The organism is Hymenobacter sedentarius (genome assembly GCF_001507645.1).
Taxonomy (GTDB): domain Bacteria; phylum Bacteroidota; class Bacteroidia; order Cytophagales; family Hymenobacteraceae; genus Hymenobacter; species Hymenobacter sedentarius.
Genome location: NZ_CP013909.1, coordinates 3,410,042 through 3,436,031, shown reverse-complemented (window position 1 = coordinate 3,436,031; position 25,990 = coordinate 3,410,042). Strand labels below are relative to the sequence as shown.

The following is a 25,990-nucleotide window of genomic DNA, read 5'->3' as shown; positions in this document are numbered from 1 at the left end:
CCGGCTCTGCCGGCCGCACCTACTTTATGGCTGCAATCAGCGACAACAAAGTCGTCACCATCACCTACGACCTCAGCGTGACCGACGAAAACCAGGAAAAAGTGTTGGTTGAATCAGCCGAAGCCGATGCGCCCATGGTCTTTCTCTTTGGCCACAGCGGCCTGCCCGAGGAATTTGAATCCCAGCTCAACGGCAAAAACCCCGGCGACTCCTTCCAGTTTAGCCTAACCCCCGACCAGGCCTACGGCGACTACGACGAGCAGGCGCTGGTGGAAATCCCCAAGGATGTCTTCATGATTGACGGCAAGCTCGACGACGAGATGCTGCAAATCGGCAATTTTCTGCCCATGGCCGACAACGAAGGCAACCACATGCAGGCCAAAGTGGTCAGCATCGGCGATTCGGGCGTGCAAATGGACTTCAACCACCCGCTCGCGGGCATGGTGATGCACTTTGCCGGCAAGGTGCAGGACGTGCGCGATGCCACCGCCGAGGAGCTGGCCCACGGCCACGTGCACGGCGAAGGCGGCCACCATCACTAGGGCTTAGATTAGCTCAATTCTTAAGACGTCCTATGGTTGAGTCAGTGCTTAACCATAGGGCGTTTTTATTTTCCATATATAAGCTTCCGTATTCGTTCTGATTAGGCAAGGTGGACTGGCTTAGGTAGAGCGTTTCACCACCAGAACTTGGCCCTTCTGCCCGGCGGAAAGACGCGGCTGCCCGAACCAGAAGCTCAATAAGTGTTGGGTTCCAGAGCCAATCTTCAGCGTAACTGAGCTGCACAACGAGAAGCTTTTTACGTTTTTTTCTTGGGAAAATATTTCGCGACGCGACTCCGCCGTAACGAGGTATTTATTGGCTCAGGGGTGGCAAGAAGGCCTGTTTTCATGCTCTTATTACCGCGAAGCAATCCTGAGCCAATTACGCTTTGCAAAAAGAATTTTGGCTTTTGCATTAGCATTTCAAAAGCCGGGTGCTTTCATTTGCCCTTACAATTCCTTCAGAACAAAGAATTGTTTTTATACAGAGGCGTGGAGAGACAGGCTCGACGAAACGCCGGCAACCAACGAGGTTAACCCCTTGAAACGGTGCCAAGTCCTGACCATATAAAAACAAAAGCCATGGACTTTTTGCGTCCCCTCCCCGCTGTTTCGACCACCTCGTTTGCTGTACAGCATCGGTGTTGTTGTATGTTGAGTGCTGCCGCCTGTATGCGGTAGGCCGGCCGGGGTTGTTGAGCTGATTCAGCTGTTTCATTTTCCTGCCGGCCGTAAGGGCTCCCGCGGCTAAGCCATAGCCGGGTGCTGCAGGGGCTTTCGTGCCCGGGCGGCGGCTTCTTGCCAGCCTATTGGCGTCCTCCCGTGAGCGGGGGGCGCTGGCCAATTTTCTGTTTCTGGGCAATACTGCGGCTTTGGGGCCGGGCGCCGTTGTGCACAAACGGTGGCCCAGCTCAACCGCGGAACGCCGCAACCGCAACCCTCCTCCTGGTGCACCGGAGGGGCCCCGGCGACTGCGGCGCATCGGCCCAGCCCTCCCCTCGATACGGGCCTTTCCCTCCCACCGCTTGGTAGCGGCCGACGCCGGGCCCTCAACCTCAACATCAATCTTTTATGTATACCCGTACGCTCCGGCGGACGCTCTTCCTGCTGCTGTGGGGAGGTGCCTCCGTCACTAGTTATGCCCAATCGGACCCTGCCCCGCTCGTGAGCGGCACCGTGACCGATGCCGCCAGCCATACCCCCTTGCCGGGCGTGACCGTAATGGCCAAAGGCAGCACCATTGGCACCACCACCGACGTCAATGGCAAATTTTCCCTATCAGTACCCGCGGGTAGCGAACTGGTATTCAGCTTCGTCGGGTATGCCCGGAAGGAACTGCAAGCCACGGGTGGCGCACTTACCGTAGACCTCGCCGCCGATTTGCAGGAGCTCTCGGAGGTGGTGGTGACGGGCTACAGCGAGCAAAACCGCAAGACCCTAACCAGCGCCATAAGCTCGGTGAAAGGGGAAGAGTTGAAGAACATTCCGGCGGCCAGCCCCGACCAGTTGCTGCAGGGCAAAGCGCCCGGCGTGCAGGTATCGGCCAACTCGGGCGTGCCGGGTGGCGGCGTCTTCATCCGCATCCGGGGCAGCAACTCGGTGAACGCCAGCAACGACCCGCTATACGTGGTCGACGGGGTGTTCATCAACAACACCAACCTGATTGCGACGGGCCTGGGCAACCAGGTGTCGAGCAACCCGCTGGCTGACCTGAACCCGCAGGACATCGAGAGCATGGAAATCCTGAAGGACGCCAACGCGACGGCCATCTACGGCTCGCGCGGCGCCAACGGCGTGGTGCTCATCACCACCAAACGGGGCAAAGCCGGCGACAAAACCCGCATCACCTTAAACAACTACCACGCCCTCTCCAAAGCGCCGAAACAGTACCAACTGGCTAGCGGGCCGGATTTGGCAACGCTGGAAAATGAGCGGTTTATCAACGACGGCGGCAACCCGGGGCTTGTGCCCTACCGCGCGGTGTCGGCCGGCGGGCGCGGCATGCCCGAAGAGCAGCCCACCTACGACCGGCTCAGCGACGTGTTTCGCACCGCCCAGACGCACAGCTACGAGCTGTCGGCAGCCGGGGGCTCGGCCAAAACCCAGTTTTATATCGGGGCGGGCTACTTCACGCAGGAGTCGGTGGCAAAGCCCAGCGCGTTTGACCGGTTTTCGCTGCGCGTCAACCTCGATAACTCGGTGACCGACAAGCTGCGCATTGGCACGAGCACGGCCCTGAGCCGCACGCACCGCAACGTAAGCAGCAACGACAACAACCCGGTGGGTGTCATCAACTCGGCCCTGTTCACCCGCGCCAACCTGCCGGTGTACAACCCCGACGGCTCCTATGCCAAGTACGGCTCGTTTGATAATGCCCTGGCCCTCATCAGGAACCTGAACAACGACGCGGTGGGCTCGCGCGTCATCTCGAACGTGTACGGCACCTACCAGTTTGGCAAAAACCTGACGTTTCGCAGCAGTTGGAGCATCGACTTCAACGACATGTACGAGAACAATTTCAACAACACGTTGATACTAGCCGGGCAGCCGCGCGGCACGGCCTCGTCGTTTCTCTCGCGCGACATCACCCTGCTCAACGAGCAAACCCTAAACTACAGCGTCAACTTCGGCGAGAACCATTCGGTGCAAGCCTTGGTGGGCAACACGCTACAGCGCAATACCTTCCAGCGCACCAGCCTGGCGGGCCAGCAGTTTCCGGGCAATGACCTGACCACCATTGCGTCGGCGGCTACCCAGACGGGCAGTTCGTCGCGCTCACAGGCCGGGCTGGTGTCGTTTTTCGGCAAGGCCACCTACAGCTTCAAGGAGCGCTACACGGCCGACGTGAGCGTGCGGGCCGATGCATCCTCGCGTTTCGGCAGCGAAAACCGCTGGGGCTATTTCCCGGCCGTGGGCCTGGGCTGGCGACTGGGCGACGAGAGCTTCATTCAAGACCTTGGCATTTTCCAGGAGCTGAAGCTGCGGGCCAGCTTGGGCAAAACCGGCAACCAGGCCGGCATCAGCGACTTTGCGGCGCTGGGCCTGGTGCAGGGTGGCGCCAACTATCTCGACCTGCCGGGCACGGCCCCGCTGCAGCTGGCAAACCCCAACCTGAGCTGGGAATCGACCCGGCAATGGAACGCGGGCCTGGACGCTGCCGTGCTGCAAAACCGGCTGGTGCTTGAGCTCAATTACTACGACAAGTACACCTCGGGCCTGCTGCTGAACGTGCCGGTGCCGCGTAAAACGGGCTTCTCGTCGCTGGTAGAGAACTACGGCGCCGTGAGCAACAAAGGCTTTGAAGCCCAGGCCACGGCCAACTGGCTGCCCAAGGGCGTCCTGCAGTGGAGCACCACCGTTAACATTGCCCGCAACGTGAACAAGATTGAAAAGCTGGCCGCGCCCATCACCACGGGCTCGCGCGACATTTTTCGGCTGGAAGAGGGCGCCCCGCTCTACTCCTTCTGGCTGTACCACCAGACCCGCGTGAACCCAGAAAATGGCGACGCCGAATACGAGGACGTGAACGGCGACGGCCGGATTACCGTGGCCGACCGCAAGCTGGTGGGTAACGCCTGGCCCGACTACTTCGGCGGCGTCACCAATTCCGTTACCTATAAAGGCGTGGACTTTGGCTTTACGCTGAATTTCGAGCAGGGCGCGAAAATCATGAACATGAACCGCTTCTTCCTCGTGCACGGCGGCACCCAGAGCAACATCGGCTACCTGAGCGAGCAGCTGGAGCGCTGGCAGCGGCCCGGCGACGTGACCAACATCCCGCGCCTGACCACCAACGCCAGTAGCAACAACTACGGCGGCGTGGTGCAAAACCTGAGTGACCGGTACCTGGAAGACGGCTCTTTCGTGCGCCTGCGCACCCTCACGCTGGGCTATACCGTGCCGGCCGCCACCATCGCCAAAGCGCACCTGAACTCTCTGCGCGTCTACGTGCAGGCTGCCAACCTCTTCACCATCACGCCTTATTCCGGCCTCGACCCGGAAGTAAACTCGCAGAGCGGCGTGAGCAACACCAAAAACTTCGACTGGGCCACGGTGCCCCAGCCGCGCACCCTTCAGGTGGGCGTCACGGTCGGACTCTAAGCCCTTACTTCCGATGAAACAGTCCCTCTTTCGCCTACTTCTGGTGGCCCAAGTGGCCGCCACGCTCGGCCTCGGCGCCTGCTCCGACCTGCTGGAGCCCACGCCGGTGCAGCAGCTGCCCGACGACAAAGCCATTACCGACGCCGGCAGTGCCCGGGCCGCCGCCATCGGCACCTACGACCGGGTGCAAGCTTACTACCAGCTCAATTGGCCGGTGCTGGGCTTCTTGCCCGGCGAGAACGTGCGCTTCAACGGCACGCTCAACCAGTTTCTGCAAATCGACCAAAACCAGCTCAGCGCCGACAACGTGCTGATTACCGAAGCCTGGACGCAGATGTACCAGGCCGTGAACGGGGCCAACAACCTCATTGCAGCCCTGCCCGGCATCAACGACCCGATGCTGCCGGCGGCCGAGAAAAACCAGCTGCTGGGCGAAGCCCACTTCCTGCGGGCGCTGGTATACTTCGACCTGGGCCGCGGCTGGGGCGGCGTGCCGCTGGTACTCACTCCTACCCGCAGCAAGGAAAACGGCAAGGCCCTGAAGCGCAGCACCCGCGCCCAAACCTACGACCAGGTACTGGCCGACCTCACGCAAGCCGAAACCCTGCTGCCCGACGCGGCCACCCGCAACCGCGCCGTGAAAGCCGCTGCCCGCGCCCTGCGCGCCCGCCTGCACCTATATCGCCAGCAATACGCCGAGGCTGAAACTTATGCTACGCAGGTAATCGGCAGCGCCAACTACCGCCTGGTGACGCCCTACCGGGCATTTTCCACGGCGCCTTTCCTGAGCCAGGAATCGGTGTTTGAGCTGACGTTCAGCAACTCCGACGCCAACAGCATGTGGAACAACTGGTTCCCCAGCGCCCTGGGTGGACAGTTTAACTTCCAGCCCGTGCCGGCCACCATTGCCCAGCTCAACGACCCCGCGGTGGGCGGCAGCCGTTCCGCCCTACTTGCCAGCACGGTCATCGCCGGCGCCAATGTCACCTACGGCAACCTCTACAGCCGCTCGGCCCAGCGCGACGACCCAAGCTACGTGCTGCGGCTGGCCGAGCAGTACCTCATCCGGGCCGAAGCCCGCGCCCGCCAAGCCAAGCTGCCTGAGGCCATTGCCGACCTGAACACGGTGCGCACTCGGGCCGGTGTGGGCCCTACCTCCGCCACTACCGCCGAGCAGCTGCTGCTGGCCATTGAAAACGAGCGAAAAGTGGAATTTGCCTTTGAGGCCGACCGCTGGTTTGACCTAGTACGCACCGGCCGCGCCGGCACGGTGCTGGGCGTCACAGACCAGCGCCGCTGGGTGTTCCCCATCCCCTTTAATGACCTGGTAGCCGACCCAGACCTCGAGCAAAACCCAGGCTACTAATTCTTGCCGACTAACTCCCTGCTGGCTAACGGCAGGCGCTTAACCCACTTTTATGAACACCTCTTTTCGCCGCGCCTGTTTTTCTGCAGCCCTTCTGGTGGGTTTAGCCCAGGCGGTACCGGCCGTCGCGCAGACCAGCTACTTTTTCCCGGGTGCTCAAGCGAGCAGCTTCGACCCCAAAGTGCCTACGCCGGAGCAGTTCCTGGGCTACCCGATTGGTTCGCACTACACCCGCACCGACCAAATTGTGGCCTATTTGCGCGAGCTGGACCGCGTGTCTGACCGGGTGAGTTTGCGGGTGCTGGGCACAACGTTTGAGGAGCGGCCGCAGGTAGTGGCCACCATTACCACGCCCGAAAATCAGCAGAATCTAGCCCAACTGCAGCAGGACCGCCGCGCTTTGCACGACCCCAAGCTGCCGGCGCCCAACTACGGCAAGCTGCCGGTGGTGGTGAGCCTCAACTTCGGGGTGCACGGCAACGAAAGCAGTTCGTCGGAAGCGGCGCTGCTGCTGGCCTACTACCTCACGGCCTCCACCAGCCCCGAAACGCAGCAGTGGCTGCAGCAGTCCGTCGTCACGGTAGACCCGCTGGAAAATCCTGATGGCCGGGACCGCGCCTCGCATTGGTTTGACCAGAACAAGTCGTGGCCCAACCCCACCGACCCGCTCGACCGCGAGCACACCGAGGCCTGGCCGGGCGGCCGCACCAACCACTTCTACACCGACCTGAACCGCGACTGGCTGTCGCTGACCCAGCCCGAAAGCCGGGCCCGTATGGCCTTCTTCCACGAGTGGTACCCCAACGTGATGATAGACTTTCACGAAATGGGCACCAACGGCACCTACTACTTCGAGCCATCCAAGCCACACAGTACCGAAAACGACCTCATTCCGCGGGCCACCTACGAGGTACTGAACGTGCATATGGCCAAGTACTTTGCCAAGGCGCTGGACAACCTGGGCTCGCTGTATTGGACCAAGGAGCAGTTCGACAACCTTTCCCCCATCTACGGCTCTACGTACCCCGATTTTGAGGGCGGCGTGGGCATCACATTTGAAGTGGGCAGTTCCCGCGGCCTGGCCCAGGAAGGCACCAACGGCGTGGTCACGTTCCCCTTCACCATCCGCAACCACGTGGCCACGGGCCTGGCTACCGTGCGCGGCGCCGTGGAAGAAAAGGAGCTCTACCTGCGCCACCAGCGCGACTTTTTCACCTCGGCCTTGAGCGAGGCGAAGAAGTTTACGACCAAAGCCTATGTGTTTGGCAATGCCCAGGACGCGACACTAACCAACAAGTTCCTGACGGTGCTGCTCCAGCACAAGATTGAAGTGCACGAGTTGGGCAAAAACGTGACGCTCGACAAGCAGAGCTTCGAGCAGGGCAAGGCCTACGTGGTGCCCACGGCCCAGCCCCAGTACCGCATTGTCAACTCCTTGTTTGAGGAGCTCACCACCTTTCACGACAGTGTATTCTACGACGTGACGGGCTGGAGCCAGGCCCACGCCTACGGGCTGGCCGTGTCCAAGCAGAAAAACGCCAACCTGGTGCAGGGCGCCGCGGTACAAGCGCCAAAAAAGCTAACTGGCGAGGTGCGCGGCGGCCAGAGCAGCTACGCCTACCTGCTGCCGTGGTCGGACTACAACGCGCCGCGGGCCCTCACGGCGCTGCAGCGCGCCGGCCTCGTGGCCAAGGTCAGCTTCAAGCCTTTCCGCGCAGGGCCCGCCGACCACCCCGTTGACTTCGGCTACGGCACGCTGGTGATTCCCGTGGCCGCCCAGAAGCAGCCCGCTGACTCCGTCTTCCAGGTAGTGAGCAGGATAAGCCGGCAGAACCAAGTAGCCTTTACCAGCGTGACCACCGGCTTTAGCGTAGGGGGCATCGACCTGGGCTCCAACAATGTGCGCACGGTGCCCGAAGCCCAGGCCGCCCTGCTAGTAGGCAATGGTACCAACGCCTCCGAAGTGGGCGAGGCCTGGTTTGTGGCCAGCCAGCAGCTGGGCCTGCCCCTGAGCCGGATTGAGGTGAGCAACTTCGGCCGTGCGCCGCTGGCCCGCTACACCAGCATCGTGCTGGTGGGCGGCACCTACACCAGCCTTGATAAAGCTGCCTTGGAAAAGCTGCGCCGCTGGGTACAGGACGGCGGCACGCTGATTACCCTGAAAAACGCCTCAGAATGGGTTATCAAGCAGGGCATTGTGAAAGAGAAGCTGCTGGTGCCGGCCAACGCAGGTTGGGCTGATACAACGGCTGCCGCCAAAGGAAAAGCTACGGGAAGCCGCCGGGCCGATTTCGTGCAGCAGGAACAGGAAGGCACCCGCGCCATTGCCGGCTCCATTTACCTGGCCGACATCGACATTACCAATCCCATCGGATTTGGGCTCACGAGCAGGCGCCTGTACGTGTTCCGCAACGGCACCACGTTCCTGCGGCCCAGCCGCAACCCCTACGCCACGGTGGCCCAGTACACAGCCAAGCCCCTGGTAAGCGGCTACGTCTCCCAGGCCAACCTGCGGCAAATCAGCAACTCGGCAGCCGTGGTGGTGAGCAAAGCCGGCGCTGGGCGCGTGGTGCTCTTCGCCGACGACCCCAACTTCCGCCACTACTGGCACGGCACGTCGCGCCTGTTTGCCAACGCCCTGCTGCTGGGCCCGCTGCTCAACCTGCCCGAAGGACCGGCGGCCATCTCCGCCGAAGAAGAGGCCCACTAACCCTGGGCCGAACTGCCCAGCCAGGTGGAATTCAAATGCCAGTTTAGCGTATTGGGCTGGTCCTTATGGTGGAAGGAGCTTCTATTAGCCTCTCTAATCCCAATCCCCCTAAAAGCTGACTGTTTTAAGAACGTCCTGACGCTTTCCGCGCGGCAGGACGTTCTTTTTCAGCTCAACCCAGCATTTCGGCCACGTGCTGCTGGAGCTGCGGGAAGAACTCCTGAAAGTCCGCCTCATATTCCGCGTAGTTGGCCTGCAGCTCCTCCACGGCGGTTTCCATGCCGGAACCAGGCGAAGCGCGGCGGCTCAAGCCATTGAGGGCACGGGTAATACTGGCCAAATCAGCATAACCCAACAGCCAGTTGTGCTCGGTCATGTAGGGCAGGAAATGTTGAACGCGAGGCGGCATCTGGGCTTGGCGGGCGGTGAGCAAGCCGTATACCCGCTGGGCAAAATCGGCCAGGCCTTCCGTCGAGAACGACATAAAGTTTCGGGCCAGGAAGTGGTCCAGAAACATATCGGAAATCACGCCGGCGTACTTGCCGTAGCCCGCCGCGCGCAGGCGCTGGGTGGCGCGCCGCACCACGGGGTGCTGGTCGGTGAAGGTGTCGATGGCCCGGTGCAGGCGGATGCCGGTTTGCACGGCCGCGGGGTAGTTTTCGAGCTGCTTGCCCGGCACCGAATCGGCAATGAAATTGCCCAGCAGCACCTCGGCGTAGGCAGCAGTATCGGGGCTGCCGGAAAGAAGCAGGTGGGCTAGAAAATTCATGGCTAATGCGAGGGCGAATTTGAAAGTAGGAAGCCGGCGGCGAAAACAACTAGCCCAGGCCGGCCGTTAAGTAAGCTGTTCCTTTCTTCCATCATTCTCCAAAATACCTATTGCCATGGCCGACCAAGTTGCCGTAAGCCACGACGTATCAAAGCTCGTCGAAAAAATCAAGGACATCAAGATTGCCATGATGACCACCATCGAGAACGGCCACGAGCTGCACTCGCGCCCCATGTATACCTCGCAGCCCGAGGAGAACGGCACACTCTGGTTTTTCACCGAGCGTGACTCCCAGAAAGTGGGCGAGCTGGAAAAAGACCGCCACGTAAATCTGGGCTATGCCAGCCCCAGCGACAACCTGTATGTAGCCATCACGGGCACGGCCCAGGTAGTGACCGACCGCGCCAAAATCAAGGAGCTGTGGAGCGAAGGCCTGCGCGGCTGGTTCCCCAGCGGCTCCGACGACCCCAACATTGCCCTGCTCAAAGTGACCATCGACAAAGGCGAGTTTTGGGATTCGCCCAACTCTACCCTGCTCCGCGCCTACACCTACGTGAAGGCCGTGGTGACCGGCGAGCGCGACCAGCCCAGCGCCGACCGCCAGTCGGTGGTGATACCCAAATAGGTAGAGCTGAATTTTATACCAGGAAGGCCAGAAGCAATTCTGGCCTTCTTTTGTTGATTGAAACCCGCGGGCTAATTCCAGCCTTGCTCCTTGCATGCCGCATACTTCCCTTACCATTTTCACGCTGAAACCCGGCAACCGCCGCTGGGGCCTCGCCCAGATGGGCACTTCCCCCCGGCCCTTGCAGCGGGTGCCCGGCCTTCGTTTTTTTAAGCTGATGGGCAGCGGCGCCCACAATGGCTTCGGGTTCTGGCCCAATTTGGCGCGCTATGGCTTTATGGGCGTGTGGGAGGATGCGGCTGCGGCCGAAACGTTTTTCGCCCAGCACCCCCTTTGGGCTCAGTACCAGGACCGCAGTGCCGAGATGTGGACCGTGCACCTAGCCCCCGTAAAATCACAGGGCCTATGGGATGGCCAAGCGCCCTTCGACTACGCCTCCGCCCCGCTCCCGGCCGAGAATGCGCCCATGGCCGTGCTCACCCGCGCTAGCATCAGCTGGCTGAAAACGCCCCGCTTCTGGCAATACGTGGAGCCCACCAGCGCGGCGCTGGCGCAGGCAGTAGGCGTGCGCGCGGCCATTGGCCTGGGCGAGCTGCCCATTGTGCGGCAGGCCACGTTCAGCATATGGGAATCGGCCCAGGCCATGCGGCAGTTTGCCTACCAAGATGCCCGGCACCGCGAAGTAATGCAGCTCACACGCCGCGAAAAATGGTATTCGGAAGAGCTGTTTGCGCGCTTCCAGGTGCTGGGCAGCAGCGGCACCCTCGATGGGCAAGACCCGCTGGCCGGGCTTTTCCCGCTGCGCTAGTCGTGTAGGTTGTAGCGCCGCAGCCAGTTCAGGGAGTTGGAGGTGAGCTGGGCGTCTGGGTTGGGCTTGATGATGAGGCCAGTGTTGTTGCGGCTGGCATTGCCATCGGAGCTGCTATACCAGGTAATGTTTTCGATGGTGGAAAGGGTTTGGGCGGGGTTTACCAATTGGTCGTGGCCCGCGCCGTCGAAAATATTCACTATCTGGCCCGACTTTAAAGGTGGAACTAACTCAAAAATGTCATCACCGGCCAGGCCATACACATTTACCTGGTAGGTTTCTTTCCGGTTATACACCCGTTCAGAAATCAGGCTATCCGGCTTTGCGGGGTGCCGCGCATACATGCTCACGCGCAGCGCGCCCGGGCCGGCAGCGCTAATCACGAAACGCTCTGCTTGGTCGGTGCCCACCACCCAAGCTTCCCCGGCCAGAATTTGATAATACCGCTGCGCCAGCTCCGGAAGCTGCTCGCGCCGGGCCCGCAGCAAGGGGCCAAGCCTGGCGGCAATGGCGTCGCGCGTTTCGGTGGGGCCGGCTTTCAGGGCATTGGCAATTACGGCATCGGTGAGGCGGGCGCGCATGGCTTCGGCCTGCTGGCGGAAATCTGCGGCGTTTAGCGTGCCGAGCAGGGTGCGGTCCAGGGCCCGGGCGGTGGTGGTCAGGCCATCCACGGTGCTGGGCCGGATGGTGGCGTGAAAGCTGTGGTATTTGGGAACAAACCACGACACGAGGCGCGTAATCAGCCCGTCATCGAAAAGAAAAAAAGCCTGGTCCCGGTCGCGCGGTATTGGCCGGTACGTGATGCGGCCTGGCTGCGGGAAGCTAGCCCAGCGCCACTGGTCTTCCCGCCGGCTCCAGTCGCCGAGCCACATGTCCAGCAGCCGGGCGCGCAGGTAAGCGCGGGCCTCCACCTGGGCAGTGGGTTGCAGGTGAATAGCGGCCAGCATGTGCCGCGAACTCACCACATCGGGAGAGTAGCCGAAGGTTGCCAGGGCGTGCTGGTTGCCTTCGGGCCGTTCTTCGAGCAGATACAGGGCATTGGCGTAGCCATCGCGGAACTTGCCCAGATGGCGGTCGTTGGGCAGGAAAATCAGCTGCGGATTGGTGTGGTACACGCCCACGGCTTCGGCCAGCTGGGCGGCTACGTAGGCGCCGTAGGGCTGGCCGGCGCTGGTCTGGTCCTTCATGAGCCGGCCCAGCACCCGGCGCTTCCAGCCGGCCGGCAGCGCAGTGCTGGCGTCTTTGTCCACGGAGCGCAGCACGAATTCCCGGCCGTTATCGGTGCACAGGCGCAGGGTGTGGCTCTGGTAGCTGCCGCCCGCGCGGGTGGGCGTGAGCCCTCCGGGCAGCACCGTGGCCAGGCGCAGCACGGGCGCCGTCACGGGCGTGGCCCAGATATCGCGGTAGTGCGTGCCCCAAAAAAAACGCCACGCCGCGCCCCGGGCATATTGGGGCCCGGCCGCTACGCGCACCGAGGCCGAGTCGGAGGCCCACTCCGGGGCCGGCGCCCCGGGCGTATTTGGCCCCGTGCAGCTGGCGGCGGCCAACGCTAACGCGCACCACCGGCCACGAATAAAGAAAGCGGCGAGGGCAGGCAACCTGGACATAAACAGCAAATTCTCCAAGGCTAAAGCGCCACATTGGCCGCCGCCCGATAAGGTGGAAGCCCCCGTATACCGCAGATGGAGGGAATACGGTTATACTCGCGTATGCATTAACCCGACCTTTGTCGCACGGTTTCGTTAAAGGCCCGTTCGTGCCTCCCCTTTACTACTGGATGTTTTCCTTTTTTATTCCTGAGCCCAACTTCCCGCGGCGCCTAGTGATGCTGGCGCTGGGGCTGGCAGTAAGCGGCTGCGCCAGCCGCCGTTTTTTTCAGCCCGATGCCCGCATCGGGCCCGGCAGTACCGAAGCCCTGCCCGCAACCGCCGATTCGGTGCGGGTGGTAGCCGGCCGCCACTACAACCGCCACTCCGGGCTTTATTGCCTGATTTGGGGCCGGCACTACCGCGCCGTGTGGGCCGCCCCGGCTACCGTGCCGGTGCTGCGCCTGGCCACGGCCGCCCCCGGTGGGCTAAAAGCCGATAAGCCCGGCGGCGGCTACCAAAGCATCAGCATGACGCTGGCCGGGGCCCAAGGGCGCGAATACGCCCTGCGCGCCCTCGACAAGGAGCCCAGCAAAACCTTGCCCAAGGTGCTACGCACCACGTTTGTGCTCAATGCCGTGCGCGATGCCACCTCGGCTACCATTCCGTATGGCGCCCTCACGGTGCCGCCTTTAGCGCAAGCGGCGGGCGTGCCCCACACCCAGCCGCGCCTGGTGTATGTGCGGCAGGACGAAACCGGCCTGGGCAGCATGTCGGCACGGTTTCAGGGCAAGGTGGCGCTGCTCGAAGAAAAGTATGAGGCGCTGGCCTCGCGTACCCCAGACCTGGCCGGCGCCACCGCGTTTTTGGGCGGCGAAGACATGCTCAAGCAGGTGTACTCCCAGCCTGCCTGCGCCATCGACCAGCCGGCTTTTTTGCGCGCGCGCCTGCTCGATGTCTGGCTCGGCGACTGGGACCGGCACGAGGGCCAGTGGACCTGGGCCGCGTTCCCAGAAAATGGCGGCCGGGTGCGCTACCGGGCCATTCCCAAAGACCGCGACCAGGTTTACTTTCGGTTTGATGACGGCCTGATGCCGTGGCTGGCCAGCCGGCGTTTCATTGCTCCGCAGTTTCACACCTTCAAGCCCAGCTACGGGTACGTTCCCGGGCTCGTGAAGCAGGCCACTTTCATCGACCAGCGGGGGCTGTCGCAAATGACGCGCGCCGAATTCCTGCGCATGGCCGCCGATTTGCAGCGCCGCCTCCCCGATTCACTCATTGACCGCGCCATGCACCGGCTGCCGCCCGCGGTGTTTGCCCTGGAAGGCCCGCGCATAATCAGCGCCCTCAAAACCCGCCGCCAAACCCTGCCCCAGGCCGCCGAAGCCTTTTACCTGAGCCTGGCCCGCGAGCCGGTGCTGGGCGGCACGGCCCAGGCCGAACGGTTTGTGGTCCACCGCTACCGGGACTCGACCACTGTGCGCATTTTCTCCTCAATATTGGGCAAGCTCACTCCCGGCGATTCGCTGCGTTTTCAGCGCACCTATTTCACCGCCGAAACCCGAGAACTGAGCCTGGATGGATTGGGCGGCGAGGATGTATTTGAGATAACAAGCATGGGCACCGGCAAGCCCATTCCATTAATTCTGTACGGCGGCCCGGGCCGCGACCAGTTGCACTTGAAAGGCAACGGCCGGCGCCTGAAAGTGTACGATGAGGCCTCCGATTTGACCGCGGCCGCCGTCAGCCGGCACCAGATGCCGAAAAAGAAGCGACGGACCTTCGACCGCCTGAACGACAACTAGCTAGCGCGCTACCGCACCAAATGGCCTTTTTTGGCCCACCACCGTTGAATGCCCGACCGTATTGGCCTCCTATGCCTTTGATGCAGCCTCGCTTACCTTCTTCGCTCCTGATACTGGGTTCCTGGGCCGGGCTCCTGGTAGCGACTAGCTGCGTCCGCAAACATTTTTTTCAACCCGACGCCCGCCCCGATTCGGCCCTGGCTCAACCCCTGCCTACTTCCGCTGACAGCGTGCGCGGCGCCACGGCCGGCCGCCAGTATGCCCGGCACAGTCGCTTGTACAAGGCCCTGGTGGGCCAGCACCACCGGCCCATTTGGGCGGCGGCGGTTACGGTGCCGGTGCTTCGGCTGCCGCTGGCCCGGCCGGGCGGCCTGACTTCTGGCAAAGTAGGCGGCGGCTTCAATAGCACCTCCCTGACTTTGAATCCGCACGACGGCGAGGCCCTGGTGCTGCGCACCGTCGACAAAGACCCCATTCGGGCCACGCCGAAAGTGCTGCGCGGCACTTTCCTGGTCAATGCCCTGCGCGACAACGTCTCGGCCACCAACCCTTACGCGGCCCTCGTGGTGCCGCCCCTGGCCCAGGCCGTGGGCGTGCCGCGGGCCACGCCCCGCCTCTACTACGTGCGGCCCGACGACCCCGCTTTTCGGTCGGATTCCTTGCGCCTGTTCCGGGGCCAGCTGGCTTTCCTGGAAGAGAAGTTTGCGGTCGAATCGGGGCCAGTCGCCCGTGGCCCACGTACGGTATGGAGCAGCACCGAAGCTTTCGAAGCCGCCTTCAAGAGCCCCGCCCGGCAGCTCAACCAGACGGCGCTGCTGCAGGCCCGCTTGCTCGACGGCTGGCTCGGCGACTGGGACCGCCACCCCGGCCAGTGGAACTGGGCCGTGAGCTCCCCTTCGGCATCGGGAGTACGCCAGCTTTCGCCCTTGCCCAAAGACCGCGACATGGTCTTTTACCGGCTCGACGACGGCCTGTTGGGCTGGCTGGTGGGGCACCTGGCCCAGCGGCACTGGACCAGCTTTGGGCCGCGCTACCCCAAGGCCGCTAACCTGCTGTCGTCCGGCCATTACCTGGATACGCGGGGCCTGAACCAGCTTGCTTTAGCTCAATTTACTGCCGCAGCCCAAGCCATGCAGCGGCAACTGCCCGACTCGCTCATCGCGCGGGCCGTGCACCGGCTGCCGCCCGCGGCTTTTGCCCTCGAAGGCCCGGCCACCATTGCCGCCCTGCAGGCCCGCCGCACCGAGCTGCCCGCCTTAGCCAAGGCCTTCTACCTGCAGCTGGCGCGGCGGCCCGTGGTGGGTGGCACGGCGCTGGCCGAGCGGTTTGAAGTACACCGCTACCAAGACTCCACCGTGGTCGCCGTGTTTTCAGCCCAACCCACTGCGGCTAGCAGCCCCAGCCGCATTTACCAACGCGCGTTTTTTCCTGCCGAAACAAAGCTCATTCAACTAGAAGGCCTGGGCGGAGACGACGCTTTCATTATCGAACAGCACGGCGCTAAAACCTCGCGGCAGCCGCGCATCCGCATCTTCGGAGGCCCGGGCACCGACAAACTAACGGGCCACTCCAGCCCAGGCATACAGTTCCACGAAGGCGGTGCCCCCGCCAAGCGCGCTTACGATAAGCTCCCCGAAGAATAACGGCCCGGCCCTACGCCTGCTCCAGCATCTTCAGTACCAGCCGCTCCATGGGCGAAAGCAAATCCCCGGGCGCCGCTTCGGCGTCGTGCTGGCGCAGGTATTCGATGAGTTGGCCCGACTTGAACAGCTCCACTACCTGCGGGTGAATGTAGTATTTGGAGCAGACCGTGGGGGTATTGCCCAGGCCCGTGGCCACTTCCTTCACAGCTCGCTTAATCACGTTTTCGGGGGCTAACTCGGGCTCTTCGCGCAGTACGCCTTCCAGGCACTCCACCATTTTCACGGTGCCGCCCCAGGTCCGGAAATCCTTGGCCGACAGCGCCAGGCCCGTGTGCCGGTGCAGGTACTCGTTCACATCACCCGATTCCAGGGCGTGCCGCTGGCCATCGGCCGAGTAATACTGGAACAAGTGCTGCCCGGGAATCTCCTTGCACTTGCGCACCAGCCGGGCTAGCCGGACATCGTGCACGGTCACGTCGTGCGGCACGCCCTTTTTGCCCACGAAGCTGAAGTTGACATCGGCGCCTTCTATCGCCACGTGCTTGTCGCGCAGGGTGGTCAGGCCGTAGCTGTTGTTCTTCTTGGCGTACTCCTTGTTGCCCACGCGGATGAACGATTGGTCCATTAGTGTGAGCACCAGGGCCACTACTTTTTCGCGGTCCAGCGTGGGGCGGCGCAGGTCTTTGTTGAGCTGCTCGCGGAGCGGGGCCAGTTGTTCGCCGAAGGTGCGCAGACGCGAAAACTTGGTAAGGCTGCGCATTTCGTCCCAGGCCGGGTGGTAGCGGTACTGCTTCCGCCCCAGGCTGTCGCGGCCGGTCACCTGCAGGTGGGCGGTGGGCGAGGCCGCAATCCACACGTCCGTCCAGGCCGGCGGAATCACGAAGCTGGCAATGCGCTCCAGGGTTTTAGGGTCGGTTATTTTGTGGCCCTGGGCATCGTGGTACGTAAAGTTGCCGGCCCGCGTGGCTTTCCGGCTGATGCCCGCGGCCTGGTCGGTGGCATAGCGCAAGCCCGCCATCTGGGCCTGGCGGGCCGGGTCTTTATACACGATATGCGCCTCATCTTGGGGCACAAGCACCTTTTTACGGGTTTTAGAGCGAGGAGCGGCGGCAGTCGGCATGGACGGAGGAGAGGGTCCCGCTTAATCGGGAATGGCCATTCTACGCAGCCGGCCTATCGGTGGCCATTTTGAGGCATTCTCGCCCCCGGCCGTAGGTTTGCCCCATGAAGCTGCTCGATGCCCTTTCCTCCTTCACCGAATGGTCTGACCACCTTGTCACCCGCTTCACGGCGCAGCGGGGCTGGCTGCGCCCGCTGCAGCTCGACGCCTACCGGAGCTACGGTACGGCCACCAAATTCTATATCAAGGGCCGCCTGCTGGCCGACCGCGGCATCGCCGCCCAAACCGCCACGGACTCGCGCTGGCGCAATTTCCAAAGCATGGTGCGCCGCTTCAACAGCCGCGAAGTGCCCGGCGCCGACCTGGTAGCGGAAATGCCCGACGGCAGCCAGCACCTCGTCACCACTGACGACGAGGGCTATTTCACGCTCATCATCGAGCCCAAGGCCCTGCCCGAGCCCGTGGCCTACCTCTGGTACCCGGTGCCCGTGCGGGTCTCGCGGCTGCCCCCGCACTTTCGGCTGCCGCTGCCCGCGGTGCAGGCATCGGCCAAAGTGCTGGTGCCGCCCCCCAGCGCCGAGTTCGGCGTCATCAGCGACCTCGACGACACAGTATTCGAAACCAGCGCCACCAACGTGCTGAAAATGCTGGGGCGCACCCTGCTCAGCAACGCCCATTCCCGCCTGCCCTTTGTGGGAGTAGCGGACTTTTACCGCAGCCTGCAGCGCGGCCGCACCGGCCAGCCCGACAACCCTTTTTTCTACGTCAGCAGCAGCCCCTGGAACCTCTACGACGTGCTGGATGAATTCCTGGGCATCCACGAAATGCCACCCGGCCCGCTCCTGCTGCGCGATTTGAGCATCGCCCGCCCCAAAACCACGCCCCCGCCCGGTGTCACCGGTTCGGCCGCCATTCACTTTGCCCACAAGCTGCACGAAATCGACGACGTGCTCAACACCTATCCCCACTTGCCCTTCGTGCTGCTCGGCGACAGTGGCCAGGAAGACACGCGCATTTACCGCGAAGTAGTGCGCCGCCACCCCGGCCGCATCAAGGCCATCTACATCCGCGACGTGCAAGTGCCCGCCCGCGCCCTGCTCGTAACGCCAGTAGCCGAAGCCCTCAAAACCGAAGGCGTACCCATGCTGCTCGTGGCCGACTATGCCTCGGCCGCCGCACACGCTGCCAGCTTAGGTTTGATAAATCAAGTGACTGAAGTAGTAACAAAGTAAAAGAGTGAAGAAATGGCTTAATGGAAATTTGAAAATTCAGTTTCCAATACAGCCACTCAGTCGCTCAATCACTGAGTCCCTCTACAAGTCTCTCTTCAATTCTCTTACTGGCTGTTCGTGTGGTCAGCTGCCACCACCCACTGGCCGTCTATTTTGCGCAGCACCAGCAGGAAGTAGCCACCCACGTCGCCGACGGTGGGCCGGGCCAGGTGCCAGTGCCCAATTACCTGGGCGGCGGTGGGTGCCAGCAGGGTTATGCGCAAGCCGCTAAAATCCAATTGGCCCATTGCGGCGGCATCGGGGTAGTTTTTGCGGTAGTTATCCAGCGTTTGCTGCCAGCCGTACGTGGGGCCCCGGCGGCCGAGAAACACCAGCGAATCCGACTTCCAATAGCCTTGCATGAAGCCGGGAATGTCGCCCTTATTCCAGGCGGCAGTTTGCGTGGTTAGCACATTCCGGATGGCGGCTGCCTCGGCCGTGGTGTTGCGGTGCGCATAAGCCGCAGGCTGGCAGCCTTGCAAGTAGCCCGTTGAGCTAAGCACAAGGGCGCCCAGCACCAATCTTTTGCATAGTGGTAGCTTTCCAATCATGGTTATTTGTTGATGAGCGTGTTCACGTAGGTAGTGCCGCCCAGGCGGCGCATGTTGCGCAGCACCCGCAGCTGCTTGGCTCGCGCGGCCGGCCCCGGATTGGAAGCCCGGAACCGCAGCGGATTGGGCAACACCCCGGCCAGCAAAGCCGCTTCGGCCGGGCTCAGCCGGCTTGCCGATTTGCCAAAGTAGCGCTGGCTGGCAGCTTCTACGCCAAAGGTGCAGTCCCCCATTTCGGCCACGCTCAGGTACATTTCCATGATGCGGCGCTTGTTCCACATAAACTCAATCAGCACCGTAAAATAGGCTTCGGCCGCTTTGCGCACGTAGCTGCGCCCGTGCCACAAAAACACGTTTTTGGCCACTTGCTGGGAAATGGTGCTGCCGCCCACAATGTGGGTGCCGTCGCCTTTCCAGTTGCGCTTAGCTGCGCTGGCCAGGGCATCGAAATCGAAGCCGTGATGAATGAGAAAGCGTTGGTCTTCGGCGGCCACCAGCGCCAGGGGCACGGCGGGCGCCACTTCGTCCAGGTTCCGGAACTGGTAGCGAATGAGCCGGGGCTCCTGCTGAATGCCATAGTAGCCCAGGCCCACCGGCGCGTGGGCCCGCCGGTCGAGCATGAGCCAGGTGGCCGGCGGGGCCACCCACCGATAAATCAGCACCCAGGCCACCGAAGCCAGAAACAGCGCCGCGACCACTTGCAGCAGCAGCCGAATGCCTTTTTTAATTAAAACCGAGGTGTTAGGAATAAGTGCAGTGGTGGCCATTGGGGCAAAAGTAGCGTGGCAGATGGGGTTTTGGCTTTCGCGCCTACCTTTCGCTTCCTACTCCGGAAGCTGGCCCCGGCCGGCAGCACCAAACCTAACAGTGGCCTCAACTTGTTGAGGTCTCAGTTATCTTACTTTCTCAGTCCCGCTGCCATGTCCCGCTTACTGCCGCTGTTTCCGCTCAATCTGGTGGTTTTCCCGGGTGAAAAGCTGAACCTTCACATTTTTGAGCCCCGGTACCGCCAGCTGGTGCGCGAATGCATCGAGCAAAACATCACCTTCGGCATCCCGCCCTACCTCGACAATTCCCTCAGCGAGCTGGGCACCGAAATGCGGCTACTGGGCGTGGAGCAAACGTATTCCAGCGGGGAGCTCGACATTCGGACCAAAGCCATTGGCGTCTTCCGCATCAATAAATTTTACCGCCAGGCCCCGGGCAAGCTCTATGCCGGCGGCCAGGTCGAGGATGTGGTGCAGGACCAGGAACCCGACCCCGTGCTCCGCGAAATCATTACCAAGCAGGTGCGGCTGCTCTACGAAGCCCTCGGCCTGCGCAAGCTCCTGCTGGAACTGGCCCCCGACTACTGCATCTTCGACGTGGCCCACCACATTGGGCTAAGCACCGAGCAGGAATACCAGCTCCTGGCCACCACCAGCGAGCACGAACGCCAGGAAATGGTGCGCGAGCACCTCGACAATATTCTGCCCGTGGTGCTCGAAACCGAGCGCCTAAAAGAGCGGGTGCGGCTCAACGGCCACTTCAAAAACCTCACGCCACCCAACTTTTGACATCGCGCGGCAGTCCGTCCGTCGTTACGAGGGTAGCGCGGCAATCCGTCCTGTTTTCAGCGACCAACCTTGAGTTGTAAGAAACGCTTTCAAAGCAAAAAGCCCCGACACTTTATGGTGCCGGGGCTTTATTACATAATTGAACTGGTTGCTGAAAACAGGGCGGATTGCCGCGCTGCGCTCGCGATGACAAGCCCCTATTCTTTCAGTCCTGCGGGCACTCCCTGGGGGAATTCCGCCGCAATTTCTTTCTGTAGTTCGGCAATGCGGTTGCCCGGGTCGGGGTGCGTGCTCATGAACTCGGGCGTTGAGCTACGGCCGCTTTGCTGCTCCAGCATCTTCATCACTTGAATCATAGAACGGGGGTCGTAGCCGGCCTGGGGGGTGAAGTCAACGGCGAGCTTGTCGGCCTCCAGCTCGTCGTTGCGGCCAAAGCGCAGGCTGATAACCTTGGCAATGGCCGCGGCCACGGCGGCCTTGGCGATGGAGCTGCCGGGGCTGTTGGGGTCGTAGGACGCAATGGTAGCGGCGCCGGCCAGGCCCTGCGTGAGGTTGGACTTGGCCACCTGAGCGGCCGAATGCCGTCCCACCACGTGCCCAATTTCATGGGCCAGCACGCCCGCCAGCTGCCCTTCGGAGGTCAAATTTTTCAGCAGGCCCTGGGTGATGAACACCTGCCCACCGGGCAGGGCAAAGGCATTAATCGTCTGGTCGTCGGCCAGCAGGTGAAACTGAAACTTGTAGGGGGTTTGGCCGGCCTTGGTACTGGCAATGATTTTCTGGCCTACCTGCTGCACGGCGGCTGTGGCGCGGGCATTGGGGCTTTCGCCCCCGTATTGGGCGGCCATTTCGGGCGCAGCCTGCAGGCCCAGGGCTATTTCCTGGTCGGCACTCATGTTTACGTGCTGAGTTTCGCCGGTCACCTCGTTCTTGGAGGTGTTGAAGTAATAGCCAAAAAGGGACACCGCCGCCACGATGATGGCAATGATGAAGCGGAGATTGAGACGCATTGGGAAGGGAAAGTGAAATGAAGGGTTAAATCGACCACGCCGCAGCTTTTCGCCTGCCGCCGTGGCCCACTTGCCTTATAACGCGCCCTTTCCGTTCTGGTTATTGCCCTGGGGCTGGCCCGCTAGTAAACGCCCGAGTACGCCGCCACCGCCTTATCCAAATTCAACCACCGCGAGTGGTAGTTTGCCCCTTCTGGCCCGTGCAGGTACAGCACGCTTCCGCCCTTAATGGCCTTCACAATGGCGGCGGTTTCGGCTACAGGCAGCGCCGGGCAGCCCTGGCTGCGGCCCAGGCGGCCGTGCGTTTTCACGAAGTCCTGGCACACGTATTCGGCCCCGTGCACCACCACGGCCCGGCTTTCGGCGTTGGTGTTGAAACCCGGGTCGAGCCCCACCAGCTTGAGCGAAAGGCCGTGCTTGCCGGTGTAGGTGGTGGGCGCGGTGCGATAAAAGCCCAGGCTGCTCATCTCCGAGCCCCCTTTGTTGGAGAATGCCAGCGGCACATCGGCCCCGCTGGCTTTGCCATGGGCCACCAGCGTATGATACAACACTTTGGCTTTCTCCACATTGATAACCCACAGGCGCTTCTGCTGGCTGGAAATGCTAAAATCGATGAGCGTGAGCACCGGCGGGCTGGCCGTGGGCTTGCCCGCGGGGCGGAGGTTGTAGTACCCCACCAGGCCCTCCCGAAAGACCTTAAGCGGCAGCCCCGACCGGCCCAGCCCCAGCACGGTGTAAAGTTGGGCCGCCCGCTGTTCAAAAGCGGTTTGATAATAAGCCCGGCGGGCCGCCACCGGCAGCATCGCAATAGCTTTGGTGGGCAGGGCTTGTGCGGCGAGCTGCTTCGGGGGCACCATCAGGCCCAGTAACAAGCCCGCAAATACAACCTTTCCAGGTAACTGAAACATGAATATTCGGTGAGTTCGAAATACGTGTAAACTGAGCCGTCGGCACGGTTTAGCACAGCAGTATACACTATCGGGCCAAACTTAGTGCTTAGCTTAGCCCAATTCTAATAGACCTAGCACTTTTCCTCATTTTCGTTATGTTTTTGCCCTTTTCACCCGCCAGCAGCCCTCGCTTTCTCCTCGTTCTGGGTATCATTGGGCTGCTCGGCGGCTGCGGCCACGCCCTGCCCAGGCTGCCGGGATTCGACGCGAAGGCCTGGCGCGCCGACCCCTACGCCTGCCGCGACCAGCGCCGGGCCGCCGTGCCGGCCCTGGTGCGCAGCAAAGAGGCCCTGTACGAGGCCCGGGCCGACGACGTAACGGCCCTGCTTGGCCCTCCCGATGAAGAAGAGCTGCGCGCTGGCACCGAAAAAGTGTACTACTACTACCTGGAGCCCGGCACCCAGTGCAATGCGCGCCACGCCCGGTCCGAGGCTGCGTGCATCAGCCTGCGGTTTGGCCCGCTAGGCACGGTCACGGAAGTATTAGCCGACCCACTCTCGCCCAAGCAGCCCTAACAAAAAAGGCCCGCCATGCTAATGGCGGGCCTTTTTTGCCGGCAGTAATGGGGTTAGCCCAGGCCGTTTCCGGAGTTGCTGGGAGCGGTAGTGGGGTGGTCCGTTCCCTGGTGGAGCTGGCTGAGCTGCGAAGGAGTGAGCACGCGGCTGCATTCCTGTTCAAACTGAGATTCCAGCTCGGCCGTTTTGGCGGCCCGGGTGGCTTCGTCGTCCTTGTACTCTTGGTTGATGCTCCTGAGGCCGGCCAGCTTGGTGCGGTTCAGGGCCAGAAGGTTGAGTATCTGCGCCTCGTTGAGGTGGAGCTTTTTGGTCATTTCCCGCGTCAGCGCCACGGCGTCGGGACCTACCGATTCTTTCATGGCCGCCTTGTTGAAGGTGGGGTGCTCCGAGAGGCGGTCGGCCATTTGGGCGTGGGCCGAAAAGGAACCCAGGGCCAGGAAGACTGTCAACGTGGGGATTAGAATTTTAAACATAAAATTCAAGGGAATGAGTAGAAGACCTCCGTGGATTTATTGGCTTAACGCCCGAAAGATACTGGTTAATTCTTGTTCAGTCTAATTTTCATTATAAAAATATTTTTAGCGCTATATCTAGGCGCAAATAAAAACGGCCCCAACCGGGGCCGTCTTGTAGCGCGAAAGTTCAATGAAACAATGGCTTAGTCTAAGCTGGCCACGGCCTGGTGGTCGGGGCTTTTAAAGTATTGCATGGCGATGAGCGAGGTGATTACCCCCGTCATGGTGCCCATCAGGATAATGCCCAGCCCCCCAATGAGCACGCCCAGGTCGGCGCCAAACAGGTCGCGCGCCTGAATGCGCTGCACCGAATTCATGACGCCTTTGCTCACGCCGCCCATCAGCCAGAAAAAAGCGGCCAGCAACACCGACGCCACCAGCCCCGTGATGATGCCCGTGCCGAAGCCCTGCAGGTACGACATGCGGTTGCCCCGCGCCCGCTTAAAGCGCTTAATGGCCATCACCACGCCTGCGGCTATAATCACCAGGTCGAGCGAGCCCGCTTCAATTTTATCGAGGAACCCCGCCAGCATAGCAATGCCCGTGTACACAACCAAGGCCGCCGCCGTGTAGGCGCCCATGCGAAATCCATTGTTCTCGGAGGTTATTGAAAGGTCTGCCATGGCCGAAGCTTAATTGAATTGAGGTGAAGAAAAACCGGTATCTCCGGCTGATTGTCTTTTTATACTAGCTCGAGTAGGCAGAAGTTATTCATAGGCCATTTTTGCCGCGCCAAGGGGTTTTGGCCCACACCTAGGGCACTAATTTGACACCTAGTTAGTTATTTTCATCAGGTTTGTCAACCTCTTTTTTCGGGCAGGATTTCGGCCCGCCTCCTGGTGCGTAATTTTGCGCGCTGCTGCGCACGGTTGTGCAGTTTTTGTTTGCTACTATTTTCTTACTGAATGATTTCGACCACCAATGTGAGCCTGCGCTATGGCAAGCGCATCCTGTTTGAAGACGTTACCGCGAAATTCCTGCCTGGCAACTGCTACGGCCTCATTGGGGCCAATGGTGCGGGCAAATCCACCTTCCTGAAAATTCTCTCCGGCGAGCTGGAGCCCAACACGGGCTCGGTGGAGATGCCGGCCGGCCAGCGCCTGGCCGTGCTGAAGCAGAACCAGTTTGCCTACGACGAGCAGCCGGTGCTCCAAACCGTGATTCAGGGCCACCAGCGGCTGTATGCCGTGATGCAGGAGAAGGACGCCCTCTATGCCAAAGCCGACTTCTCGGACGCCGACGGCGAGCGCGCTGCCGAGCTGGAAGGCGAGTTTGCGGACCTGGAAGGCTGGAATGCCGAGTACGAAGCCGCCGAGCTGCTGTCGGGCCTGGGCATTGTGGAAGACAAGCACCACAGCCTCATGGCCGACCTCGGCGCCAGCGAAAAAGTACGCGTGCTGCTGGCCCAGGCCCTGTTTGGCAACCCCGACGTGCTGCTGCTCGACGAGCCGACCAACAACCTCGACGCCGAGAGCGTGCTCTGGCTTGAGAACTTCCTCGACAGCTTCCAGAACACCGTGATTGTGGTGAGCCACGACCGCCACTTCCTCGATGCCGTGTGCAACTACATGGCCGACCTGGACTTCGGCAAAATCACCATGTACCCCGGCAACTACTCGTTCTGGTACGAGAGCAGCCAGCTCGTGCTGCGCCAGCGCCAAGACGCCAACAAGAAAACCGAAGACCGCCGCAAAGAGCTCGAAGAGTTTGTGCGCCGCTTCTCGGCCAACGCCAGCAAAAGCAAGCAGGCTACTTCGCGCCAGAAATTGCTGCAAAAGCTTACCCTGGAAGATATCAAGCCCAGCTCGCGCCGCTACCCGTACATCGCCTTCAAATCGGAGCGCGAGCCCGGCAACCAGCTGCTGAGCGTGGAAAACCTGAGCGCGAAAGTAGACGGCCAGACGGTGTTTAAAAACGTGAGCTTTACGCTGGACAAAAAGGACAAAGTGGCCATTGTGGGCCGCGACGACCGCGCCGCTTCCCTCCTGTTTGACATTCTCTTTGGGGAAGCCACTCCGGCCACCGGCGAATTCAAATGGGGCACCACCATCACGCCCAGCTATTTCCCCAAGGAAAACAACAACTTCTTCCAGTCCGGCGAACTGAACCTTGTGGACTGGCTGCGGCAGTATTCCGAGGAAAAAGACGAAAGCTTTATTCGGGGCTTTTTGGGCCGCATGCTGTTTTCGGGCGAGGAATCGCAGAAGAAAAGCAACGTGCTGAGCGGCGGGGAAAAAGTGCGCTGCATGCTCTCGAAAATGATGCTACAGAGCGGCAACGTGCTGGTCCTGGACGACCCAACCAACCATTTGGACCTGGAAAGCATCACGGCTTTGAACAACGCCCTGCGCGATTACCCAGGCTCGCTGCTGTTCGCTTCGCACGACTTGCAGTTCATCGAAACCGTTGCCAATCGCATCATTGAGCTAACCCCCGATGGCATCCTGGACCGGCGCATGAACTACGAAGAATACCTGGCCGACGAGACGCTGAAATCGCAGCGCCAGAAAATGTATAAGCTGGCTTAACATTAATGAAGGAAAAGGA

General features: G+C 61.6%; 21 protein-coding genes and 1 riboswitch. Of the genes, 12 read left to right on the top strand and 9 right to left on the bottom strand.

Annotated elements, in window-relative coordinates:
- Nucleotides 1–26 precede the first annotated feature (26 nt).
- The 4 genes from AUC43_RS14130 to AUC43_RS14115 all read left to right on the top strand — a co-directional run bounded on the left by AUC43_RS14130 (nucleotide 27) and on the right by AUC43_RS14115 (nucleotide 8,719).
- Nucleotides 27–542 (top strand): FKBP-type peptidyl-prolyl cis-trans isomerase, encoded by a 516-nt coding sequence (locus tag AUC43_RS14130; protein WP_068194888.1) that lies wholly within the window; start codon nucleotides 27–29, stop codon nucleotides 540–542.
- Between the two features lie 477 nt (nucleotides 543–1,019).
- Nucleotides 1,020–1,116, top strand: a riboswitch (SAM riboswitch).
- A gap of 497 nt (nucleotides 1,117–1,613) precedes the next feature.
- Nucleotides 1,614–4,643, top strand: a complete 3,030-nt coding sequence (locus AUC43_RS14125) for a SusC/RagA family TonB-linked outer membrane protein (protein ID WP_068194883.1) — start codon at nucleotides 1,614–1,616, stop codon at nucleotides 4,641–4,643.
- 13 nt (nucleotides 4,644–4,656) lie between these two features.
- Entirely contained in the window at nucleotides 4,657–6,009 is a 1,353-nt protein-coding gene (locus AUC43_RS14120; RefSeq protein ID WP_068194879.1) for a RagB/SusD family nutrient uptake outer membrane protein, read from the top strand.
- A 52-nt stretch (nucleotides 6,010–6,061) separates the two neighbouring features.
- Nucleotides 6,062–8,719, top strand: a complete 2,658-nt coding sequence (locus tag AUC43_RS14115; protein WP_068194876.1) for a M14 family zinc carboxypeptidase — start codon at nucleotides 6,062–6,064, stop codon at nucleotides 8,717–8,719.
- Nucleotides 8,720–8,891: 172 nt separating this feature from the next.
- Here AUC43_RS14115 and AUC43_RS14110 read toward each other — a convergent pair whose 3' ends face one another.
- Nucleotides 8,892–9,488 carry an acyl carrier protein phosphodiesterase gene (locus tag AUC43_RS14110; protein WP_068194874.1) on the bottom strand — a complete coding sequence of 199 codons (597 nt, stop codon included), beginning with the start codon at nucleotides 9,486–9,488 and terminating at the stop codon, nucleotides 8,892–8,894.
- Between the two features lie 115 nt (nucleotides 9,489–9,603).
- Here AUC43_RS14110 and AUC43_RS14105 point away from each other — a divergent pair, with 115 nt between their 5' ends.
- A complete protein-coding gene (locus tag AUC43_RS14105) occupies nucleotides 9,604–10,113 on the top strand; it encodes a pyridoxamine 5'-phosphate oxidase family protein (protein WP_068194871.1) in 510 nt (169 codons plus the stop codon).
- A gap of 94 nt (nucleotides 10,114–10,207) precedes the next feature.
- Nucleotides 10,208–10,921 carry a DUF3291 domain-containing protein gene (locus tag AUC43_RS14100; protein ID WP_071885922.1) on the top strand — a complete coding sequence of 238 codons (714 nt, stop codon included), beginning with the start codon at nucleotides 10,208–10,210 and terminating at the stop codon, nucleotides 10,919–10,921.
- Here the strand turns inward: AUC43_RS14100 and AUC43_RS14095 are convergent.
- A complete protein-coding gene (locus AUC43_RS14095; protein WP_157781089.1) occupies nucleotides 10,918–12,528 on the bottom strand; it encodes a hypothetical protein in 1,611 nt (536 codons plus the stop codon). The two genes, AUC43_RS14100 and AUC43_RS14095, sit on opposite strands and share 4 nt — an antisense overlap.
- Nucleotides 12,529–12,698: 170 nt before the next feature.
- Between AUC43_RS14095 and AUC43_RS14090 the strand changes: the two genes are divergently transcribed.
- A complete protein-coding gene (locus tag AUC43_RS14090) occupies nucleotides 12,699–14,312 on the top strand; it encodes a hypothetical protein (RefSeq protein ID WP_068194865.1) in 1,614 nt (537 codons plus the stop codon).
- Nucleotides 14,313–14,392: 80 nt separating this feature from the next.
- Nucleotides 14,393–15,955 carry a hypothetical protein gene (locus tag AUC43_RS14085; RefSeq protein ID WP_157781088.1) on the top strand — a complete coding sequence of 521 codons (1,563 nt, stop codon included), beginning with the start codon at nucleotides 14,393–14,395 and terminating at the stop codon, nucleotides 15,953–15,955.
- Nucleotides 15,956–15,965: 10 nt separating this feature from the next.
- On the opposite strand, the gene AUC43_RS14080 is transcribed toward AUC43_RS14085, so the two are convergent.
- Nucleotides 15,966–17,075, bottom strand: coding sequence for a DNA topoisomerase IB (locus AUC43_RS14080; protein ID WP_068194859.1), 1,110 nt, complete (start codon nucleotides 17,073–17,075; stop codon nucleotides 15,966–15,968).
- A gap of 104 nt (nucleotides 17,076–17,179) precedes the next feature.
- Between AUC43_RS14080 and AUC43_RS14075 the strand changes: the two genes are divergently transcribed.
- Nucleotides 17,180–18,307, top strand: a complete 1,128-nt coding sequence (locus AUC43_RS14075; RefSeq protein ID WP_068194856.1) for an App1 family protein — start codon at nucleotides 17,180–17,182, stop codon at nucleotides 18,305–18,307.
- Between the two features lie 104 nt (nucleotides 18,308–18,411).
- Here AUC43_RS14075 and AUC43_RS14070 read toward each other — a convergent pair whose 3' ends face one another.
- Nucleotides 18,412–18,849: a YybH family protein gene (locus AUC43_RS14070; RefSeq protein WP_233254013.1), complete on the bottom strand. Its 438-nt coding sequence runs from the start codon at nucleotides 18,847–18,849 to the stop codon at nucleotides 18,412–18,414.
- A 50-nt stretch (nucleotides 18,850–18,899) separates the two neighbouring features.
- Nucleotides 18,900–19,664: a monofunctional biosynthetic peptidoglycan transglycosylase gene (gene mtgA / locus AUC43_RS14065; RefSeq protein ID WP_068194850.1), complete on the bottom strand. Its 765-nt coding sequence runs from the start codon at nucleotides 19,662–19,664 to the stop codon at nucleotides 18,900–18,902.
- 153 nt (nucleotides 19,665–19,817) lie between these two features.
- On the opposite strand from mtgA, the gene AUC43_RS14060 reads away from it, so the two are divergent.
- Nucleotides 19,818–20,453: an LON peptidase substrate-binding domain-containing protein gene (locus tag AUC43_RS14060; protein WP_068194845.1), complete on the top strand. Its 636-nt coding sequence runs from the start codon at nucleotides 19,818–19,820 to the stop codon at nucleotides 20,451–20,453.
- 197 nt (nucleotides 20,454–20,650) lie between these two features.
- On the opposite strand, the gene AUC43_RS14055 is transcribed toward AUC43_RS14060, so the two are convergent.
- Both AUC43_RS14055 and AUC43_RS14050 read right to left on the bottom strand, forming a co-directional pair.
- Nucleotides 20,651–21,463, bottom strand: coding sequence for a M48 family metalloprotease (locus AUC43_RS14055; RefSeq protein WP_068194842.1), 813 nt, complete (start codon nucleotides 21,461–21,463; stop codon nucleotides 20,651–20,653).
- 122 nt (nucleotides 21,464–21,585) lie between these two features.
- Nucleotides 21,586–22,371: a murein L,D-transpeptidase catalytic domain family protein gene (locus AUC43_RS14050; protein WP_082685101.1), complete on the bottom strand. Its 786-nt coding sequence runs from the start codon at nucleotides 22,369–22,371 to the stop codon at nucleotides 21,586–21,588.
- A 137-nt stretch (nucleotides 22,372–22,508) separates the two neighbouring features.
- Between AUC43_RS14050 and AUC43_RS14045 the strand changes: the two genes are divergently transcribed.
- Nucleotides 22,509–22,928, top strand: a complete 420-nt coding sequence (locus tag AUC43_RS14045) for a hypothetical protein (protein WP_068194836.1) — start codon at nucleotides 22,509–22,511, stop codon at nucleotides 22,926–22,928.
- A gap of 53 nt (nucleotides 22,929–22,981) precedes the next feature.
- Here AUC43_RS14045 and AUC43_RS14040 read toward each other — a convergent pair whose 3' ends face one another.
- A complete protein-coding gene (locus tag AUC43_RS14040; RefSeq protein WP_157781087.1) occupies nucleotides 22,982–23,401 on the bottom strand; it encodes a hypothetical protein in 420 nt (139 codons plus the stop codon).
- A gap of 185 nt (nucleotides 23,402–23,586) precedes the next feature.
- Nucleotides 23,587–24,066 (bottom strand): DUF4199 domain-containing protein, encoded by a 480-nt coding sequence (locus tag AUC43_RS14035; protein WP_157781086.1) that lies wholly within the window; start codon nucleotides 24,064–24,066, stop codon nucleotides 23,587–23,589.
- Between the two features lie 282 nt (nucleotides 24,067–24,348).
- On the opposite strand from AUC43_RS14035, the gene AUC43_RS14030 reads away from it, so the two are divergent.
- A complete protein-coding gene (locus AUC43_RS14030) occupies nucleotides 24,349–25,971 on the top strand; it encodes an ABC-F family ATP-binding cassette domain-containing protein (protein ID WP_068194825.1) in 1,623 nt (540 codons plus the stop codon).
- Nucleotides 25,972–25,990: the final 19 nt, after the last annotated feature.

Bases quoted from the DNA above. Each gene is read 5' to 3' on its own strand.
- AUC43_RS14130 (WP_068194888.1), top strand. From the start codon at position 27: ATGGCTGCAATCAGCGACAACAAAGTCGTCACCATCACCTACGACCTC.
- AUC43_RS14125 (WP_068194883.1), top strand. From the start codon at position 1,614: ATGTATACCCGTACGCTCCGGCGGACGCTCTTCCTGCTGCTGTGGGGA.
- AUC43_RS14120 (WP_068194879.1), top strand. From the start codon at position 4,657: ATGAAACAGTCCCTCTTTCGCCTACTTCTGGTGGCCCAAGTGGCCGCC.
- AUC43_RS14115 (WP_068194876.1), top strand. From the start codon at position 6,062: ATGAACACCTCTTTTCGCCGCGCCTGTTTTTCTGCAGCCCTTCTGGTG.
- AUC43_RS14110 (WP_068194874.1), bottom strand. From the start codon at position 9,488: ATGAATTTTCTAGCCCACCTGCTTCTTTCCGGCAGCCCCGATACTGCT.
- AUC43_RS14105 (WP_068194871.1), top strand. From the start codon at position 9,604: ATGGCCGACCAAGTTGCCGTAAGCCACGACGTATCAAAGCTCGTCGAA.
- AUC43_RS14100 (WP_071885922.1), top strand. From the start codon at position 10,208: ATGCCGCATACTTCCCTTACCATTTTCACGCTGAAACCCGGCAACCGC.
- AUC43_RS14095 (WP_157781089.1), bottom strand. From the start codon at position 12,528: ATGTCCAGGTTGCCTGCCCTCGCCGCTTTCTTTATTCGTGGCCGGTGG.
- AUC43_RS14090 (WP_068194865.1), top strand. From the start codon at position 12,699: ATGTTTTCCTTTTTTATTCCTGAGCCCAACTTCCCGCGGCGCCTAGTG.
- AUC43_RS14085 (WP_157781088.1), top strand. From the start codon at position 14,393: ATGCAGCCTCGCTTACCTTCTTCGCTCCTGATACTGGGTTCCTGGGCC.
- AUC43_RS14080 (WP_068194859.1), bottom strand. From the start codon at position 17,075: ATGCCGACTGCCGCCGCTCCTCGCTCTAAAACCCGTAAAAAGGTGCTT.
- AUC43_RS14075 (WP_068194856.1), top strand. From the start codon at position 17,180: ATGAAGCTGCTCGATGCCCTTTCCTCCTTCACCGAATGGTCTGACCAC.
- mtgA (WP_068194850.1), bottom strand. From the start codon at position 19,664: ATGGCCACCACTGCACTTATTCCTAACACCTCGGTTTTAATTAAAAAA.
- AUC43_RS14060 (WP_068194845.1), top strand. From the start codon at position 19,818: ATGTCCCGCTTACTGCCGCTGTTTCCGCTCAATCTGGTGGTTTTCCCG.
- AUC43_RS14055 (WP_068194842.1), bottom strand. From the start codon at position 21,463: ATGCGTCTCAATCTCCGCTTCATCATTGCCATCATCGTGGCGGCGGTG.
- AUC43_RS14050 (WP_082685101.1), bottom strand. From the start codon at position 22,371: ATGTTTCAGTTACCTGGAAAGGTTGTATTTGCGGGCTTGTTACTGGGC.
- AUC43_RS14045 (WP_068194836.1), top strand. From the start codon at position 22,509: ATGTTTTTGCCCTTTTCACCCGCCAGCAGCCCTCGCTTTCTCCTCGTT.
- AUC43_RS14040 (WP_157781087.1), bottom strand. From the start codon at position 23,401: ATGTTTAAAATTCTAATCCCCACGTTGACAGTCTTCCTGGCCCTGGGT.
- AUC43_RS14035 (WP_157781086.1), bottom strand. From the start codon at position 24,066: ATGGCAGACCTTTCAATAACCTCCGAGAACAATGGATTTCGCATGGGC.
- AUC43_RS14030 (WP_068194825.1), top strand. From the start codon at position 24,349: ATGATTTCGACCACCAATGTGAGCCTGCGCTATGGCAAGCGCATCCTG.